13 protein-coding genes are annotated in these 17,385 nt (G+C 48.4%); 8 read left to right on the top strand and 5 right to left on the bottom strand.

Annotation, left to right across the window (positions count from 1 at the left end):
• Positions 1-27: 27 nt before the first annotated feature.
• Positions 28-2,463 carry a DmsA/YnfE/YnfF family dimethyl sulfoxide reductase gene (locus EDC45_RS09265; protein WP_133545698.1) on the bottom strand — a complete coding sequence of 812 codons (2,436 nt, stop codon included), beginning with the start codon at positions 2,461-2,463 and terminating at the stop codon, positions 28-30.
• Positions 2,464-2,739: 276 nt separating this feature from the next.
• Between EDC45_RS09265 and narQ the strand changes: the two genes are divergently transcribed.
• Together narQ and EDC45_RS09255 are read left to right on the top strand one after the other, a co-directional pair.
• Complete coding sequence (narQ, locus tag EDC45_RS09260; RefSeq protein WP_133545696.1) at positions 2,740-4,443, top strand: nitrate/nitrite two-component system sensor histidine kinase NarQ; 1,704 nt, start codon at positions 2,740-2,742, stop codon at positions 4,441-4,443.
• A gap of 6 nt (positions 4,444-4,449) precedes the next feature.
• Entirely contained in the window at positions 4,450-5,007 is a 558-nt protein-coding gene (locus EDC45_RS09255) for a GNAT family N-acetyltransferase (protein WP_133545694.1), read from the top strand.
• Here the strand turns inward: EDC45_RS09255 and recX are convergent.
• Positions 5,004-5,462: a recombination regulator RecX gene (gene recX, locus EDC45_RS09250; RefSeq protein ID WP_133545689.1), complete on the bottom strand. Its 459-nt coding sequence runs from the start codon at positions 5,460-5,462 to the stop codon at positions 5,004-5,006. The two genes, EDC45_RS09255 and recX, sit on opposite strands and share 4 nt — an antisense overlap.
• 126 nt (positions 5,463-5,588) lie before the next feature.
• Positions 5,589-6,656, bottom strand: a complete 1,068-nt coding sequence (gene recA / locus EDC45_RS09245) for a recombinase RecA (RefSeq protein ID WP_133545687.1) — start codon at positions 6,654-6,656, stop codon at positions 5,589-5,591.
• 209 nt (positions 6,657-6,865) lie between these two features.
• On the opposite strand from recA, the gene mutS reads away from it, so the two are divergent.
• Together mutS and EDC45_RS09235 are read left to right on the top strand one after the other, a co-directional pair.
• Positions 6,866-9,442 carry a DNA mismatch repair protein MutS gene (mutS, locus tag EDC45_RS09240; RefSeq protein ID WP_133545685.1) on the top strand — a complete coding sequence of 859 codons (2,577 nt, stop codon included), beginning with the start codon at positions 6,866-6,868 and terminating at the stop codon, positions 9,440-9,442.
• Positions 9,443-9,793: 351 nt separating this feature from the next.
• A complete protein-coding gene (locus EDC45_RS09235) occupies positions 9,794-10,519 on the top strand; it encodes an MgtC/SapB family protein (RefSeq protein ID WP_424960670.1) in 726 nt (241 codons plus the stop codon).
• A 54-nt stretch (positions 10,520-10,573) separates the two neighbouring features.
• Here the strand turns inward: EDC45_RS09235 and EDC45_RS09230 are convergent, their stop codons facing one another.
• Positions 10,574-11,125, bottom strand: coding sequence for a TIGR00645 family protein (locus tag EDC45_RS09230; RefSeq protein ID WP_133545683.1), 552 nt, complete (start codon positions 11,123-11,125; stop codon positions 10,574-10,576).
• Between the two features lie 298 nt (positions 11,126-11,423).
• On the opposite strand from EDC45_RS09230, the gene EDC45_RS09225 reads away from it, so the two are divergent.
• Positions 11,424-13,406 (top strand): YadA family autotransporter adhesin, encoded by a 1,983-nt coding sequence (locus tag EDC45_RS09225; protein WP_133545681.1) that lies wholly within the window; start codon positions 11,424-11,426, stop codon positions 13,404-13,406.
• Between the two features lie 167 nt (positions 13,407-13,573).
• Here EDC45_RS09225 and EDC45_RS09220 read toward each other — a convergent pair whose 3' ends face one another.
• Positions 13,574-15,184, bottom strand: coding sequence for a DNA recombination protein RmuC (locus EDC45_RS09220; RefSeq protein ID WP_133545679.1), 1,611 nt, complete (start codon positions 15,182-15,184; stop codon positions 13,574-13,576).
• A gap of 109 nt (positions 15,185-15,293) precedes the next feature.
• On the opposite strand from EDC45_RS09220, the gene EDC45_RS09215 reads away from it, so the two are divergent.
• The 3 genes from EDC45_RS09215 to aroE are packed head-to-tail and all read left to right on the top strand — an operon-like array spanning position 15,294 to position 17,219.
• Positions 15,294-15,845 (top strand): DNA topoisomerase family protein, encoded by a 552-nt coding sequence (locus EDC45_RS09215; RefSeq protein ID WP_133545677.1) that lies wholly within the window; start codon positions 15,294-15,296, stop codon positions 15,843-15,845.
• A 6-nt stretch (positions 15,846-15,851) separates the two neighbouring features.
• Complete coding sequence (gene tsaC, locus EDC45_RS09210; protein WP_133545675.1) at positions 15,852-16,403, top strand: L-threonylcarbamoyladenylate synthase type 1 TsaC; 552 nt, start codon at positions 15,852-15,854, stop codon at positions 16,401-16,403.
• A 6-nt stretch (positions 16,404-16,409) separates the two neighbouring features.
• Positions 16,410-17,219: a shikimate dehydrogenase gene (aroE, locus tag EDC45_RS09205; RefSeq protein WP_133545673.1), complete on the top strand. Its 810-nt coding sequence runs from the start codon at positions 16,410-16,412 to the stop codon at positions 17,217-17,219.
• Positions 17,220-17,385: the final 166 nt, after the last annotated feature.

Raw genomic sequence — 17,385 nt, 5'->3', positions numbered from 1 at the left:
CCGCTTTTATAGGCAACCTCCGTGCCACTATAATTTTTCCACCTGAACCAAATTGGAATGCTGAGGATTCCCCTTTGCCAGCGGCGACGGGCGCTGAGTGGTAAGCACATTAATGGAGCCGGCGTGATCTACCCGATCCCCCCACATATTCGCCTTATGCCAGGCGCCCTGCCCCATGGCCAGTACCCCCGGCATAATACGCGGGGTAACCTTAACCGGCAGGCGGGTTTCGCCGATTTCATTAAATACCCGTACCATATCGCCGTCCTTCAGATGATAATTTTGGGCATCAATGGGATTCATCCACAGTTCCTGAGGACAGGCCGCTTGCAACCAGTCGATATTTGCATAACTGGAATGAGTACGGCCTTTATGGTGGAAGCCGATAAGCTGAAAAGGATAGCTGTCGCGTTTCGGATCATCAACGCCGTTAAAGCCGGCATGATAAATGGGCAGCGGATGAACAACCGATTGCTGATCCAGCTCCCAGCTGGCGGCAATTTGAGCTAAGCGTTCCGAATAAATCTCGATTTTTCCGGAGGGGGTTTTCAGCGGGTGATTTTCCGGATCCTCGCGGAATTCCTTATAGGCCACATAATGCCCTTGGGGATCTTTCATTTTATAGATGCCGGCCTTTTTCACTTCCTCGTATTCCGGCATAAAAGGATTTTTCTCCCGAGTTTGGGCATAAAGATATTGCAGCCATTCCTGCTGAGTACGCCCTTCGGTAAATTTATCGTAAATATCCCGCCCCAATCGTGCGGCGATATCGCTCGTAATATCATAAATGGAACGACGCTCAAACTTCGGTGTGGTCGCAGCTTGCGAGAAAATCAGATAGCCCATATTACCGGCATAATGATTCGGCGTAATATCCTCTTGTTCCGTGGTCATCAGATCCGGTAGCAAAATATCCGCATATTTAGCCGAATCGGTCATAAAGTTTTCGATTACCACGATCATTTCGCACTTACTTTCGTCCTGTAAAATGCGGTGGGTTCTATTAATGTCCGAATGCTGATTGGTAATGGTATTGCCCGCATAATTCCAGAGGAACTTGATCGGTACCTCCAGCTTATCCTTACCCTGAACCCCGTCTTTAAGTGCGGTCATTTCCGTACCCCGTTCAATGGCATCGGTCCACAGAAAAACCGGAATTTTGGTTTTCACCGGGTTATCCAATATCGGCAGCGGTTTAATAGGTGCGGTAAAAGTGCTTTCCCTGGCGCCGGAATTCCCGCCGTTAATCCCCACATTACCGGTTAAAATTGCCAGCATCGCCACCGCACGACAGGCCAACTCGCCGTTGGACTGGCGCTGAATCCCCCAACCCTGGGTAATACAGCAGGGTTTGGCTGAAGCGATTTCTCTAGCCAGACGGATAATGGTTTGTTCCGGAATAGCGGTAATCTGCGCCGCCCATGCCGGGGTTTTGGCGATGCCGTCCTCTCCCTGCCCTAAAATATAGGCCTTATAATGGGCATTCTTCGGCGCCGAAGGGGGCAAGGTTTTTTCATCATAACCGATACAATATTTATCCAGAAAAGCCTGATCCACCAAGTTTTCATTGATCATCACATAAGCCATGGCGGAAACCAATGCGGCGTCCGTCCCCGGTCGGATAGGAATCCACTCATCTTCGCGCCCTGCCGCCGTATCGGTATAACGAGGATCAATCACAATCATTTTCGCCCGAGAACGTTCTCTGGCCTGCTCCAGATGATAAGTAATCCCCGCGCCGCTCATTCGTGTTTCCGCCGGATTATTACCGAAATAAACCACCAGCTTTGAATTGGCGATATCGGAGGTGCTATTGCCCATATTGGACCCGTAAGTAAAGGGCATGGCCCGAGCAATTTGCGCCCGACTGTAAGTTCCGTACTGATTTAAAAATCCGCCGTAACAATTCATTAAACGGCTAAGGCAGGAATTAACCGCGGAAGAACGCGTCATGCTTCCGGCCGCAATACCGGAACAATAATTTAAATAAACCGCTTCATTACCATAATCTCTGACGATACGCTTTAAGTTATCCGCAATAGTATCCAAGGCTTCGTCCCAGCTGATACGCTTAAATTTACCCTCCCCGCGTTTGCCGATTCGCTTCATCGGATAATTAAGCCGATCGGGGTGATTCATTCTGCGTCGCATAGCTCGCCCGCGCAGGCAGGCGCGGATCTGATGATTACCATATTGATCGTCGCCGATATTATCCGTTTCCACCCGGTACACTTCATTATTCCGAACATGTAGGCGCAGCGGGCAACGACTGCCGCAGTTTACCGAACATACCGCCCAGACCTTTTTATTCTCCTTTACTTGCGCTACGCCTTCCGTTTCCTTCGGCGCCGCCATCGCATTAAAGGGTAAACTGATGTCCGCGGCCGCAACCGCCGCCCCCAGTGATGCGCTTTGCAAAAATTTTCTTCGATTCAATGTCGGATTGAAAACAGACTCACCCATATTATTCCCCGCTATTATTTACTGCTAAAATCGGGCAATATTAAATAACCGCACGGCTGAACTACCTATGATCTGGATCAGAAAATACCCTATCATTTGCAATAACGCGAATAAATATGATTGAAATCAATAAATAAGCGATAATAAGAATTATTTTTTACCAAGAAGATAAGGCGGCCAAAAAAATCTATCCCAAGATCTTTAAACACGTATAATAAGCGTGCGGATAAACGCTCTTACAGTGTTTAAACATCAATTTAGGCTATAGGATTTCCCGTGAAGGTTACACATTCCGTTTCAACCCGTATCGCCCATTATCTGTTTCTGATTATTGTTTTTTCCGGCATAATCACGGCTCTCAGTCTGGCGATTATGGCAAGTAATAAATCCGATGCGGAGCTGATCAATGTTTCCGGTTCCCTGCGTATGCAGGCATACCGACTGATTTATATGATGGAGCATGAGCCGCAAAAGGTGGATATGAGTCTGTCGCAATACCGGCTGTCCCTGCATTCCAATGCGCTGTTGAATATTTCCCGTCAGCGTTTTGCCCCGCAAGAACTGAAACAGGCCTATCATAACGTAATCCGGCGCTGGGGAAAGATGGAAGCCTATGCGCGCCAGAACAATCTGGCCGCCTATCGGAAAGAAGTAGGCAGCTATGTAACCCAGGTGGATAACTTCGTTTATATTCTGCAAAACTTCGCCGAGAAAAAACTGACCTTGGTAGTAATGGTTACTCTATTTTCCATGCTGTTAATTGTGGCAATGGTATCCTATGTTATCTGGTATACCCGCAGAAAAGTAGTGAATCCGCTGCACCAGCTGGTGCAGGCCAGTACGCAGATGCAAATGCGCCAGTTTAACCATATCCAATTGGATACGACCAATAACAATGAGCTGGGAACATTGGCCAAAGCCTTTACCCATATGTCCGCGGAGCTGTTTAAGTTTTATACCGGTCTGGAGCAGAAGGTCAACGAAAAAACCCAGAAGCTGAATCAAACCAACCGCGCCCTCAGCATTCTTTATCATTGTTCTCAGCAATTAAGCGTAACTGATATCAACCGTGCGCTGTTGCAAAAAATTCTGCATCATGTGATGGCCACGGAGCATCTGCGTGTAATCGAAATTATTATCGACCAGGCGGAACATTGGAATATCCGTTTAGGCGCAGAAGCGGAGAAGCTGAGCTGGCAAGAGCAAAACATCAGCATCGGCAGCGATAAACTCGGCGTATTACGCTGGCAGGCCGGACTGCCCTGCCCGGATACGCGCACCATGAGTAATATCGCCCAGTTGTTAGGTCGAGCCTTATATTTTCATCAGACTCAGCGCCAACAACAACAGCTGTTACTGATGGAAGAGCGTTCGATTATCGCGCGCGAATTGCATGATTCGCTCGCTCAGGTATTGTCTTTCCTGCGCATTCAGCTCACCCTGTTAAAACATAATTTGAATCTTGAAGACAAAAATGCAAAACAAAAAAGTCTGCAGATTATTCAAGATTTTGAGCAAGCGCTGAGTAACGGTTATATTCAGCTGCGTGAATTATTAACCACTTTCCGCTTGACGGTACAGGAAGCTAATTTACAATTAGCCTTGGAACAAGTGATTGATTCCTTACGTAATCAGACGGAAATTCCGATATGTTTACAATGTGCGCTACCTTCTCAGCTATTTAACCCGCAGCAACTGATACACGCACTGCAAATTATCCGCGAAGCGGTACTGAATGCCATTAAACATGCCGAGGCAAACTGCATTGAAGTTATTGCTCATGTCAATGAAGACGGCGAGAACGAATTATTGGTCAGAGATGACGGCATAGGTATTCCGAGTCTGGAAGAACCTGCCGGGCATTACGGCCTGAACATTATGCAAGAGCGCTGCCGGCAACTGAACGCCAGTCTCTGTATCAGTAACAGGGCAAGCGGCGGTACCGAAGTCAAAGTGATTTTACCCGATACCATAAATTAACTTTCTATGATCATCAGAAAAGCTACCGAACAAGATTACGCCTCTATTCTGGATATTTATAATCAGGCTATTCCCTGCCGCCGGATCACTGCGGATTTAACCCCGGTTACCCCGCAAAGCCGACGCCGCTGGTTCGATTTTCATCTTAGCGACGATAAATATCCCCTATGGGTAATCAATGAAGAAAAAAATGAAATTCAGCGCCCGGCGGATATTCTGGGCTGGGGCAGCTTCTCCCCGTTTTACCCGCGCGAAGCCTTTGATAATACGGCGGAAATCAGTATTTATCTGGATCCTAACGCCACCGGCAAGGGGCTGGGTTCGAAGCTGCTGCACTTTATGATCGAACAAATGGCGCCAAGAGAAATCCATACGCTGATGGCCTATGTGATCGAAGAAAACCAAGTCAGCCGCAGAATGTTCGAAAAACAGGGATTTTCACAATGGGGACGATATCCGCATATTGCCAATATGGGCGACAGCCTGCAAACCTTTCTGATGTATGGTTTTCAACAGGGAATCGAAAACCTGTGCGCCGCGACGGCTAAAGCGAAGCGGGATTAGTCGATAAAGTCGTCTCCGCCGCCGACCAAAGCGCTAAAATCCTGAGCTTCAAAACCGTGCGACAACATATAGCGCCAGATTTTCTGTTTGCTTTTCTGGTCTTTACAGCTTGAATATGCGGGAAATTTCTTACTTAATACCGACAATGCAAGCTGTTGCCAGTCTATATCCGATTCCTGCACCGCCTCGCTGATAATTTCGGCACGAACGCCTTTCAGCTGACGCAGCTCCTGTTTAATTCGATTAAGCCCGAATCCGCGCTGAGAACGGGCATATAAATAATTTTCACAAAAACGTTTATCGCACTGCCAACCCTTTTGCCGGCAATGGAGCAGGCATTGTTCTATTTCCTGCGGGTTAAAACCCTTTTCCTGCATTTTGCAGCGGATTTCATATTCGCTATATTCGCGGCGGGCGAGTAAATTCAAAACATAGCTCAGGGCAAGGGAGGACATGGATACTCCTTAACCGGCGCAAATCAAAAAAACGCCGGCAACTAAAATAGCAAAGGGATAAAAATATGAATGGATTAAACCCAAAGAAAAAGTGCGGTAAAAAAGACCGCACTTTTTTCAGACCTGTTATTCCGTTTCTTCTCCTGCTACGGATTGGCCATTCTCACTGGCATCAATATCAGCGAACAGGGCTTTATCCGGATTGGCCAACAGCTCAGTACGGATTTTTTCTTCCAGCTCCGCTGCCGCCTGAGGATTATCCGCCAACCATTTCATGGCATTGGCCTTACCCTGACCGATTTTTTCGTTCTGATAGGAATACCAGGCACCGGACTTATTCACCAGTTTATGTTTAACCCCGAGTTCGATCAGCTCACCGTTTTTAGAAATACCTTCGCCGTACAGAATCTGGAATTCCACCTGACGGAAAGGCGGCGCCAATTTATTCTTAACCACTTTCACCCGAGTTTCGTTACCGATGATTTCCTCACCGTCTTTCACCGCACCGATACGGCGGATATCCAGACGTACCGAAGCGTAAAATTTCAAAGCGTTACCGCCGGTGGTAGTTTCAGGATTACCGAACATAACGCCGATTTTCATACGAATCTGGTTAATAAACACCACCAAACAATTGGCGCTTTTAATCTGAGCGGTCAATTTACGCAATGCCTGCGACATTAAACGCGCCTGCAGCCCCATATGGGAATCGCCCATATCGCCTTCGATTTCCGCTTTCGGGGTTAAGGCCGCTACGGAGTCCACAATTACCACGTCAACCGCACCGGAACGAACCAAGGCATCGCAGATTTCCAACGCCTGCTCGCCGTTATCCGGCTGAGAAACCAAAAGTTCCTTAACATCCACCCCCAGCTTAGCCGCATAAATAGGATCCAGTGCGTGCTCGGCATCGATAAATGCGCAGACTTTCCCAGCTTTCTGCGCCTGAGCAATCACGGAAAGGGTCAGCGTGGTCTTACCGGAAGATTCCGGGCCGAAAATTTCAACTACACGTCCCATAGGTAAACCGCCGATCCCTAAGGCCACGTCCAGGCCGATAGAACCGGTGGATACGGACTCCACATCCAACGCCTGGGTTTCCCCCAGTTTCATAATCGCACCCTTACCGAACTGCTTTTCAATCTGCCCCAGTGCGGCCGCCAGCGCTTTTGATTTTTCTTCTTGCGTTGCCATATATTTCCTCAATCAATACCTAATACACATCAAACTTATGCCGTATAATACCTGTTATAATATACAGTATCAAGCGATAATTAATTTTTTCTGCGCTTTTCCGCCCTTTCCCCGCCGCAGTCAAAATAAATCGGCGCGGGAATTAGAAATCCGCATATAATTCAGTATAATAACAAACCGTATTTCCGTTCACTAAGCGAGTCATTTTCATGGAAAATTTTGACCAGCATACGCCGATGATGCGTCAGTATCTGGCCCTGAAAGCCGAAAATCCCGATATTCTGCTCTTTTATCGTATGGGGGATTTTTACGAGCTGTTTTACGATGACGCTAAAAAAGCGGCGGCCCTACTGGATATTTCCCTGACCAAACGCGGTCAGTCCGCCGGTCAGCCGATTCCGATGGCAGGGGTGCCTTACCATGCGGTGGAAGGCTATCTGGCGAAACTGGTACAACTGGGCGAATCGGTGGCGATTTGCGAACAAATCGGTGATCCCGCAACGGCCAAGGGCCCGGTGGAACGTAAGATCGTACGTATAGTTACGCCGGGAACCGTCAGCGACGAAGCCCTGTTACCGGAGCGCCAGGATAATCTGATTGCCGCCGTTTATCAGGACAAGGAAGGGTTCGGACTGGCCACGCTGGATATGACCTCCGGTCGCTTCCAATTGACCGAGCCGGCCTCGCCGGAAAACCTGCAAGCGGAACTACAGCGTATCGCTCCGGCCGAATTACTGTATTGCGAAGACTTCACCGATATGCGCCTGATTGAACAGGCCAAAGGTCTGCGCCGCCGCCCGATTTGGGAATTTGAACTGAAAACCGCCATCCAGCTACTCAATCGTCAGTTCGGTACCAAGGATTTACGCGCCTTCGGTGTGGAAAAATCCGTGCTGGGCCTTTGTGCCGCCGGTTGTCTGCTGCAATATGCACGGGAGACGCAGCGCAGCGCATTACCGCATATTCAAAGTATCAGTCTGCTCCAAAATAACGATACCGTTCAGCTGGACGCCGCTACCCGGCGTAATCTGGAACTGACCCAAAACCTCGCCGGCGGCACTGAAAACACCCTGGCCGCGATATTGGACAAATGTATGACCCCAATGGGCAGCCGCTTACTGAAGCGCTGGTTGCATCAACCGATTCGGGATATAGCCAAACTCACCGAACGGCAACGGATTATCGGCGATATTCTGCAGCAGGAGGCTATCCCTATGCTGCAGCCGCTACTGCAACAGTTGGGCGATATGGAACGCATTCTCGCCCGCGTCGCTCTGCGTACCGCCCGCCCGCGTGATCTGACCCGTTTACGTACCGCACTGGCGCAAATTCCCTACATTCGCGAAATTTTAAAAAGTTGTCCGAATCTGACCGCACTTTGCGCTCAAATCCAGGATTTCGAACAGCTATACCTACTGTTACAACAGGCGATTATCGAAAATCCGCCGCTGTTGATTCGCGACGGCGGCGTTATTGCGCCGGGTTACAACGCCGAATTGGATGAATGGCGTATGCTGTCCGACGGCGCCACTAAATATCTTGAAGATTTGGAAATCCGCGAACGGGAAGCAACAGGTATAGATACCCTAAAAGTCGGTTTCAATGCGGTACACGGCTATTATATTCAGATTAGTCAAGGGCAGGCGCACAAAGCCCCAATCCATTATGTGCGACGTCAGACGCTGAAAAACGCCGAACGCTATATTATCCCGGAACTGAAAACCTATGAGGATAAGGTACTGAAAGCCAAAGGCGCCTCTCTGGCGCTGGAAAAGCAGCTTTATGACGAAATCTTCGACCAGCTGCTGCCGCATTTGGGCGCATTACAGCTTGCCAGTATGAATTTAGCGGAACTGGACGTACTGACTAATTTGGCCGAACGGGCGGACAGTCTCAACTATGTGGCGCCACAATTTAGTGAAGAAATGGTTCTGAATATTGAAAACGGACGTCATCCCGTGGTTGAACAGGTTATTCGAGAACCCTTTATTGCCAATCCGGTAAAGCTTGATCAGCAACGCCATTTACTGATTATTACCGGCCCGAATATGGGCGGGAAAAGTACCTATATGCGCCAGACCGCACTTATCGCCCTAATGGCGCATATCGGCAGCTTCGTACCGGCGCAAAGCGCATTAATCGGCCCGATCGATCGTATTTTTACCCGCATCGGGGCCTCGGACGATCTGGCCTCCGGGCGTTCCACCTTTATGGTGGAAATGACCGAAATGGCCAATATTCTGCATCAGGCCACGACAAACAGTTTGGTCCTGATTGATGAAATCGGACGCGGCACCTCCACCTACGACGGGCTTTCCTTGGCCTGGGCCTGCGCCGAATGGTTGGCTAAAAAACTAGGTTCGCTGACATTGTTCGCCACCCATTATTTCGAACTAACCGTTCTGCCCGAACAACTGGCCGGCGGCGCCAATATTCATCTTGATGCCGTTGAACATAACGATAGTATCGCCTTTATGCATGCGGTACAGGAGGGCGCCGCCAGTAAAAGTTACGGATTGGCGGTAGCGGCACTGGCCGGCGTTCCGCAGCAGGTCATCAAACTGGCAAAACGAAAGCTGGCGCAACTGGAAAAGCTGTCGCAATATAACGGTGATAGTAAAATTCAGGATTTACGGATGCTGAATCAGAATCAGGGCGAACTCAACCTGCTTGAAGAGGAGGAAGGCAAAAGCGCGGTGATGGAGATGCTCGCCCAGCTCGATCCCGATGAGCTCAGTCCGAAACAGGCATTGGCATACTTATATCAGCTGAAGAAACTGATTTAGCACTAACACCTTGGCCCAAACGCCAAAAGCGAAAATCTTTCTTCTGCATTGGAAAAGCGTACTAAGCTCAAGGAGATGGATAGGGGTACGCACCGAACGCGGTCGACTATCAGTTACAACTGAGCTTTGCCGTAAAAAAACCGAAGAAAACAACCGCACTTTCGCCCGAACCAATCCATAGCGAAGATTGTTTAAAGATCCGCCCCTTTTATATAAAGGGGGCCCACTGTCAGGGCTTCGCCGCTTAATTTGCAACCCTCCCGGAAAGGTTATAGAATAAACTGCCGCATAAAAATCGAATCCCGATTAACCCTTTATCATTCCAATAATACCAATACTATGAATATTCAACTGGAAAACCTGTACACCATGCTGATGTCCTTTATTTCTTCACCGCAGTTTATGATTTTGATAAAAATTTCAATTGCGATGTTCCTCGGCGCGATTATCGGTTTGGAGCGGGAATTGAAACATAAGCCGGTGGGCGTAAAAACCTGTGTGATTATCGCTATTACCACCTGTATTCTAACCATCGTATCCATTCAGTCGGCGGAATATTATGCCGAGGTATCGCAGAATATCCGTACCGATCCGATGCGTTTGGCGGCACAGGTAATCAGCGGCATCGGTTTTCTCGGCGCTGGGGTAATCCTGCGTAAGAGTAACGATGCGATTTCCGGTCTGACTACGGCGGCTATAATCTGGGCGGCAGCGGGTATCGGTATCGCAACCGGCGCCGGCTTCTTCTTTGATGCCATTATTGCGACCCTGATGATTTTAGTGGCGATCCGTTTAAGCCCTATTGTTCTGAAACTGGCCCATAACAAAAAGCAGGAAAAAGACACGGAAGCCACCTTCAGTATTCATTTAAACTCGCCGGAAGCAATCAGCCGAGTGATGCGCCTGTTCACCGAACAAGAATATAAAATTGATGATATGGCCATTAAGGATTTACATAACGGAGAAGTGAAATTAATCGCCAGTTGCGATATTGAGGAACATTATCTGTTGCAGGATTTCTATCTACGCTTAAAAGCGATTCCGCAGGTTATAGCGGTAGACGTGGAAAACCGTTAAGCCGGCATCGCCGAAAGAAGAAGGAAAACCCCTGCAGCGGCAGGGGTTTTATTCTTAATGAACTTTATGACTGGTGCTGTACAAAATTTTATCGGTATAAGCCATAGCCACGGCGGAAACCAGAAAACCGAGATGCAGGAACAATTGCCACATCATGGTTTTTTCCGCCATATTTTCCGCATTAACGAAAGTTTGCAACATATGAATGGAAGAAATGCTGATAATCGACATGGACAGTTTCACTTTCAATACCGACGCATTCACATGATTGAGCCATTCCGGCTCATCGGGATGGCCTTTGGTATTTAATTTCGATACGAAAATCTCATAACCGCCAATAATCACCATCACCAGTAAATTGGCAATCATCACCACATCGATCAGATTTAATACCGCCAACATCACCGCATTACTGTCCAACTTATTTAAGTCGGTCAGTAAGCTCCACAAAGACTTCATAAATTTATAGGCGTAAATCCCCTGTACAACGATTAAGCCGAGATAAATGGGCAGCTGCAGCCAACGGCTGGTAAAGATCAGCTTTCCGAAAAATCCTCGCTGTTTCCCCGAACCCAAGGAGGGGGTGGCAGAAGTTGTTTGCTCCATAGTAGTTTTCCTGAAAACACTCCGTTTGAAAAATGGTGAAAATTACCTTTTTTCATAAGGAAATTCAATTAATTTTTTAACATAAAAACAACAATTAGATCACAGAAAAGCCACTTACGACCACTCTTTTTAAAGATGGCAAGGTTATCCTTACAAACAGAGCCGTTGATTTATAAAATATTTTCTCTGAATTTGTAAAATTAATTGACGAATAAAATATTTTTCAATTAATCTAGCACCCCCAAAAATCTTAAGGATTTTGTACCCTCATATAAAAATACGAACAAAGGAAATAAAAATGAAATCTTTCTCTCTAAAGCGCTGCAGATATCTGTTCGGCGCTTTTTTTATTACCTCGGGTTATTTACATGCCGCCGGAACCGATTATCTGGAAATCAACAGTTCGGGAGATAAAACCACCACGGCTTCCGCCCCGGATTCAATCGCCTTGGGGCAGGGCGCAAAAGTTACCGAACCTCAGGCAAAAAACGCCGCGGCTATCGGCACCAACAGTTCGGTAAACATCTATCAGTCGGCTTATGATGCGGCCGGTAAAAGCAAGAAATCAAGATATAGCGGAGAAAGCAGCCTAGCACTGGGAGATTCGGCGCAAGTAATGGGGTCTCAAAGTATTGCCGCAGGCTATAAGGCAAAGGCAACCGGCTGGACGACCACCGCGGTTGGCGCCAATACCGCAGCGGAAGGCGACGGTTCTGTAGCCATAGGTAATGAAGCGAAAACCCAGGCCGGAATTTCTTACGGTTATCCGAGTAGCGGCGGTGCCGTCGCCATCGGACAAAAAGCCACGGCAACCTCCCAAGGCTCCATTGCAATAGGCAATGAATCTCTGACCACCGCTTGGAGAACCATTGCCATCGGTAATCAAGCAGCGGCAAAAGGCGAATCCGACACGGCAATGGGGAATCAGGCCATCGCCGACGGTTGGGGCGCAACGGCACTGGGTACTATTGCGAAAGCTTACGGCTTAAACGCAACGGCGGTGGGTAACGATGCCTATGCCAAAGGTACCTATGCCACCGCATTCGGTACCAATTCCCATGCGGAATCGGGCGCCTATGCCTTAGCTATCGGCGCTAATGCCGTTGCCAAAGGTAATCGCTCCACCGCAGTAGGCGGCAACGTCTATGCCGGCGGCAGATATTCGGTAGCTATAGGTTACAATAATAATGTGCACCAAACGGTGGTAAACGCTTCCGGCGATTATGCGATGTCTTTCGGTACGGATACCACTGCCGCAGGCAATAACTCATTGGCATTCGGTACCCGTACCATAGCGAATGCAACTGCCGCTATCGCCATGGGTCAAACCGCAACGGCTTCAGCGGAAAATAGCGTTGCTCTGGGTAAATCCGCGGCGGCTGCGGTTAAAGACGGCGTAGCGTTAGGCGCCTATTCGAAAGCCGATCGAGAAGCTTTAACTTCGGTCAGTACCTCTGCGAACGCCGATGCGGCGGACAACACCGTATATGCGGGCAATAATGCTTCAGACAGTGCGAAAAATGCAATATTAGCCACTACCGAAAATATGCGCGCGGCGGTATCCGTGGGCGGGGAGGTCGACGGAACCACTTATACCAGACAGATCACCAATGTGGCCGCCGGTTCCAACGATTCCGATGCGGTTAACGTTGCCCAACTGAAATCCGTGATCGGTTCGGTGAATGAAATTAAAGACGGCGGGCTGACCTTTGCCGGCGATGTAGGCACCACCGCTCAACAAAAATCAGGTTCCACCCTTCATATAAAAGGCGATGAGAATATTAAGACCAGCGCCGAAGGCAACAATGTCGCCGTTAGCTTAAATAAAGAGATTAAGGTGGATTCCGTTACGGCGGGAGATACGCAAATAAATAATCAGGGCATCAGTATTAATCAGGGTGCCGCCGGAAATCCCGTCAGCCTGAGTAAAAACGGCTTAAATAACGGTAATAACCGTATTACCAACGTTGCTGCCGGTATTCATGAAAATGATGCGGTGAATGTCGGACAGCTGCGCGGGCTGAATAATAAAGTGGAACGGAACCGTAAACGCAGCGATGCGGGAATCTCTTCCGTGGCGGCCATGAGCAATATTCCGCAAGTTATGCTGCCGGGTAAATCCGGGCTGGGAGTCGGCGTCGGTACCAAAAATAACCAAAGTGCGGTTGCCCTCGGTTATTCTCAGGCCAGCGATAACGGTAAGCATATAATTAAACTATCCACTGCCTATGACTCGCAGCACAACTTCACCGGCGGTGCCGGCTATATGTACCAATGGTAAAACTTATATTTTAGACGTTTAATCTAAGGTAAGGGCGCAAAATGCGCCCTTTATATTAACGCCGATAAGCTTGTCTTCGCCTGCAGAGTGCTTTGGCGCATAATATTCGGAGCATTGACGACCTGCGCCCAAAAACTCTGCCGAAAATCACCGCACTTTTAGCGCTTCTACTCTTTCTGCTCGGGAGCGCGAGCGATTATCAGTCGCTGCGTATCCAGATCCCCGTGCAGTAATTCTACATTCGGCATAGTTTTATTCGCTTTTGCCGATAAGCTTTTGAAGCGCTCCGCTTTACCTATAAGCCCCTGATTACCGGCCAAGGCGGTTACCGTATTATTATAATGACCGTTCAACGTCGCTAGCGTATTCCCCAATTTGGACAGGCGATCCGCCACCAAGCAAATTTGATTGTAAATCTCTCCGGCTTTAGCGCTGATTTCCTGCGCTTCGGCATTACCCCGTTCAATCCGCCACAAATTGGCTACGGTGCGTAAAATCGGCATTAGAGTGGTATGAGAAACCAGAATCACGTTTTTCTCATAGCCATAGTCAAATAAGCGGCTATCCGCTTTCATCGCCTCAATATAGGCAGGTTCCAACGCAATAAACATAAGCACGAAATTCGGGCTGCGCATTCCGATTAGGTTGCTGTAGTCTTTACGGGAAAGCCCGTCAATATGATTACGAAGCGCACGAATATGCTCGCGCAGAAATTCGGCGCGTCCCTGTTCGTCTTCGCAATTAACCGCTTGCTCATAGGCGTTAAGCGACATCTTACTGTCAATAATCAAATGCTTATTATCGGGCAGATACAGAATAAAATCCGGGTAATTGGCCTTGCCCTGCTGATCTTTAAAATGCGCCTGTGCGGCATAATGCTCGCCTTGCAGTAATCCGGCCGATTGTAATGCCCGCTCCAGTTGAATTTCGCCCCAGTTGCCAAGGGTTTTCTTTTCACCTTTTAAAGCGGAAGTCAGATTATCCGCCTGCTGCGACATTGCCAAACCGATTTCCAGTACTTTTTTAATCTCCGCTTCCAAGCCGGCATTTCCCTTCAGCGCTTCCGAATGGATTTCATTCACCCGTTTCTGAAAGCCCTCAATCTGTTCCCGGAAAGGTTTTAGTAAGGTATCCAGTTCGGCCTGATTAGAACGGCTGAAACTGCGGCTTTTTTCTTCCAAAATCCGGTTGGCCAGATTCTGAAATTCAACCGTCAGTTGTTGCTTACTTTGCAATAAGTTCTGCTGCTGTTGGTTAAAATATTTTTCCTGCTCTGCCGAAGCGGTTTTCAGCTCCGCCAGTTCCTGTGTCAGCGCCGTGATTTTACGGTTTAAATCGGCTAACTCCTGATCCTTAAGCTGTACGCCGTTGTGATAATATTCCAACTGTTGCTTTAAATGCTCCGATTGAGCGGACATTACGCCGAAACGTTCCTGCAGAACGATAACCTGATTAGCCGCCCCTTCGTGGCGTTGCTGCTCTTCATTTAATTCCCTTTGCAGATAGCCGATCTTCTCATCTCGTTCGCTCAAACGAAGCTGCAAACCTTCCGCTAGGGTCTGCATTTTCACCAAGTGCTGCTCCGTTTGATTATGCTGTAGATTCAGGCTGTCGAATTTTTCCGCCAAACGGTTAAAATCCAGAATATTTTTATTTAACTCCCTTTGTAATTCCGCCGCATCCCGTCTGCGGCGCAGCAACATCAGTAATAAAATCAGCCCCGTCAGCATAAAAAGAAGGGTGCTCAAAACCAAAGGGTGAAGTAATGTTTGCCACATAAATTTTCCTTATTAAGGAGAAAGGGTTAATATTTGAAGGCGAATCCGGTTGTCTAGTATAAACGAAAAAGCGTAAAATCCTTACCACAGGTTGAACAGAGTGATAAAAATGAGCAAACCCCTTTTTCAGTACACCAAACAGGAAGAGAGCTGCCCGCAATGCGGTTCGCCGTTGCAAATCAAACAAGGGAAAAAAGGCCCTTTTTTCGGCTGCAGCGCCTATCCGCACTGTGATTTTATCAAACCGCTGCACAACCAAAACGAAAGCGGTATTATCCGGCTGCTGGAACAGCATTGCCCCGAATGTGATCATCCCTTGGCGCTGAAGCAGGGTCAATTCGGTATCTTTATCGGCTGTTCCGCTTATCCGGACTGTCGTTTTATCGTCCATGAGCGGGAAGATAACGCAACGGAAGGAGAAGCCGTTATCTGCCCGGCCTGTGCTAAAAGCGAAATGGTGGCAAGGCGCGGCCGTCAGGGAAAATATTTTTATGCCTGCCGGCGTTTTCCGCACTGTAAATTTACCTTACCAAGCCAACCTTATGCGCAAGATTGCCCCTACTGCGGCTACCGCGTAGCCATGTTGAAAAAACAAAAGGAAACAAGGCGCATCTGGCAATGCGCAAATAAATCCTGCCGCCGTCTATTTGAAACCGAATAAGAAAACATGAATATTAACCAACTTGTGGAACTGTTGCACCAAGGGCGGGTGATCGCTTATCCGACCGAAGCCGTATTCGGTCTGGGCTGTGATCCGAACAACCAAAGTGCGGTGGAAAAATTATTAGTTTTAAAACAAAGAGCGCCGCAAAAAGGGCTGATTCTGGTTGCGCCCGATATCCGTTTTCTGCGCCCCTTTATCGATGAACGGCCGCTGCAGGAAATCCATTGGCAGCGTCTCCAGCAAGAATATGCTCACCCCACTACCTGGGTAATGCCAGCCAAAACCTCAACCCCGAAATTGCTTACCGGTAGTTTTGATACTATCGCCGTACGCCTGTGTACACATCCGGCAGTACGTTTATTATGTGAAAGCAGCGGAACCGCACTAACCTCCACCAGCGCCAACTTAAGCGGCCGCCCGCCCTGCAAAAGCGCAGCGGAAGTTTATCGCCAGTTCGGCCCGAATTTTCCGGTATTGGATATGCCCCTGGGAACTGCGGATAAGCCTTCGGAAATCCGAGATATTTTTAGCTGCAAAGTGTTCAGACAAGGATAAAAAAACATGGATACATACGCCGTCTGGGGCAACCCCATCGCACAAAGCAAATCCCCCCAAATTCACGCCGTCTTTGCCGCGCAAACGGGACAGGCAATGAAATATGAGGCAATACTCGGTGATCCGCAACAATTTGAGCAACAGCTACGAGCTTTTTTTGCTGCCGGCGCCAAAGGCTGTAATATTACCGCACCTTTTAAGCAGCGGGCCTATTTATTGGCGGATTGCCACAGTGAGCGGGCCATAACCGCACAGGCCTGCAACACGCTGAAAAAACTGGATGACGGGCGCTTATATGCAGATAATACCGACGGTGCCGGTCTGGTCAGCGACTTAAATCGCCTGGGCTGGCTTAAACCCGAACAATCGTTGCTGATTTTAGGGGCGGGCGGTGCGACCAAAGGGGTATTACTCCCCCTATTGCAAGCTCGGCAAAATATTCTGATTGCCAACCGCACATTAAGCAAAGCCCGGGAATTGGCGGATAAATTTGCCCCTTACGGCAATATTCAAGCATTGGAATTGGTGCGGATTCCCCCTCAAAAATTCGATTTGATTATTAATGCGACATCTTCCGGGTTGCAAGGAAAAATCCCGGATATTGCTCCCGAAATTCTGCTTCGGGCGGGTGCCGTCTATGATATGCAATACGCCAAACATACAGATACGCCGTTTATAGCGCATTGTAAAGGGTTGGGCGTTACCAAGCTCTGCGACGGCTTCGGAATGCTGGTAAATCAGGCGGCTCATTCTTTTAATTTATGGCGCGGCGTCATGCCGCAAACGGAAATGCTGCTGGCTGAAGGGAAGCTTTGATCCCGCCCGAACCCCTTTCTTCTCCCCTTTAATTTTCCGCTAAAACTTGATCGGCACCCTCGGAAGATCGGTGCCGGACAATCAACTTATCCCTCTCACAAAGGTCATTATTCTCCCTAGTTGCGATCAAGATCAAAATCTTCACAACTAGAGGTTGAGGTTTTGA

It is taken from the genome of Mesocricetibacter intestinalis (assembly GCF_004363295.1).
Taxonomy (GTDB): domain Bacteria; phylum Pseudomonadota; class Gammaproteobacteria; order Enterobacterales; family Pasteurellaceae; genus Mesocricetibacter; species Mesocricetibacter intestinalis.
The sequence above is the reverse complement of the archived record's forward strand: the minus strand, read 5'-3'. Positions and strand labels throughout refer to the sequence as shown.